2 protein-coding genes are annotated in these 1,642 nt (G+C 67.6%); one reads left to right on the forward strand and one right to left on the reverse strand.

Annotated features, from left to right (window positions below):
• On the reverse strand, window positions 1–302 hold a 302-nt coding region (locus AB0J93_RS30080; protein ID WP_363925733.1), incomplete at its 3' end, for a hypothetical protein.
• On the opposite strand from AB0J93_RS30080, the gene AB0J93_RS30085 reads away from it, so the two are divergent.
• Window positions 255–1,642: amino acid adenylation domain-containing protein (locus tag AB0J93_RS30085; protein WP_363925732.1), on the forward strand; the 1,388-nt coding region annotated here is incomplete at its 3' end. The genes AB0J93_RS30080 and AB0J93_RS30085 overlap by 48 nt on opposite strands.

Raw genomic sequence — 1,642 nt, forward strand, 5'->3', positions numbered from 1 at the left:
CGGCGGATCTGTTTGACGAGTCGACGGCCCAGCGGTTCGTCGGGTGGTTCGTGCGGGTGTTGGCGGTGGTCACGGCGACTGCCCAGGCGCGCCTGCACGCGATCGATTTGTTGGATGTTGAGCAGCGGGAGCAGGTGCTGTTCGGGTGGAATGAGACCGCTGTCGAGGTCATCGACGCCAGTGTGGTGGATTTGTTCGCCCGGCAGGTCGCGGCGGTTCCGGATGCGGTCGCGGTTGTTGCCGACGGTGCCGAGGTGTCGTATCGGGAGCTGGATGCGGCTGCGAACCGGTTGGCTCACCATTTGGTGAGTCGGGGTGTCGGGGCGGGTTCGGTGGTGGGGCTGTGCCTGCCGCGGGGCGTCGACATGGTCGCCGCGATTGTTGCGGTGTGGAAGGCGGGGGCGGCCTATCTGCCGATCGACTCCGAGCTTCCAGTCGAGCGGGCCAGGTTCATGTTGGCCGATGCCGGTGTGAGCGTGGTGCTTGGCCGGCGGGATGCGTTGGACGACGCGGTTGGTGTGTCGGTGGTGTGGCTGGATGAGGCGTTGCCGCCGGCCGGCCATGTCGCGATCCCGGTGGGCAGGTCGTCGCTGGCGTATGTGATCTATACGTCGGGTTCGACCGGTTTGCCGAAGGGTGTGGCGGTTGAGCATGGGTCGTTGGTGAACTTGGTGTCGGTGTTCGGGCCGATGCTGGGCGCGGCTGCGGGTGTGGAGATGTTGCAGTTCGCGTCGTTCAGCTTCGATGCGTCGGTGTTCGACGTGGCGGTGGCGTTGTCGCACGGTGCGACTTTGGTGATTGCTGGCGTGGAACAGCGGGAGCAGCCGAAGTCGCTGCGTTCGCTGACTGGGCTGCGTGCTGCGAGTGTGGTGCCGTCGCTGTTGGAGGTGCTGGAGCCGGCTGATCTGGCGTCGGTGGAGACCTTGGTCGTGGGCGCGGAGGCGATCGGGGAGGCGACGGCGCGGGCGTGGGCGCAGGGTCGTCGGCTGGTTAACACGTACGGGCCGACCGAGACGACGGTGATGGCGGCGGCCGGGCTGGTCGATGGCCGGCCGGGGCCGGTGCCGGCTGGTTCGCCGATCGCGAACACCCGCTTCTATGTGCTGGATGACGGGTTGTCGCCGGTGCCGCCGGGGGTGGCGGGTGAGTTGTATATCGCCGGGGCGGGGTTGGCTCGGGGTTATGTGGGTCGGGCGGGGTTGACCGCGGAGCGGTTCGTGGCGTGTCCGTTCGGGACCGGGGAGCGGATGTATCGCACCGGTGACCTGGTGAAGTGGACGACGGACGGTCAGTTGATGTTCGCGGGTCGGGCGGACCAGCAGGTGAAGGTTCGTGGTTTCCGGGTTGAGCCGGGTGAGGTTGAGGCGGTGCTGCTGGAGCATCCGCAGGTGGCGCAGGCGGCGGTGATCGCGCGGGAGGACATCCCGGGTGATAAGCGTCTGGTGGCTTATGTGGTGGCCGGTGGTGGGGACGTCACTGGGTTGCGGGAGTTCGCCGGGCAGCGGTTGCCGGAGTACATGGTGCCGTCGGTGGTGGTGGTGCTGGATCGGTTGCCGTTGACGGTGAATGGGAAGTTGGATCGGCGGGCGTTGCCGGCGCCGGTGTATGAGACCGGCTCGGGTCGCGGTCCGGTGACCGTGCA

The organism is Micromonospora sp. NPDC049374 (assembly GCF_040677165.1).
In the GTDB taxonomy this organism is placed as follows: domain Bacteria; phylum Actinomycetota; class Actinomycetes; order Mycobacteriales; family Micromonosporaceae; genus Micromonospora.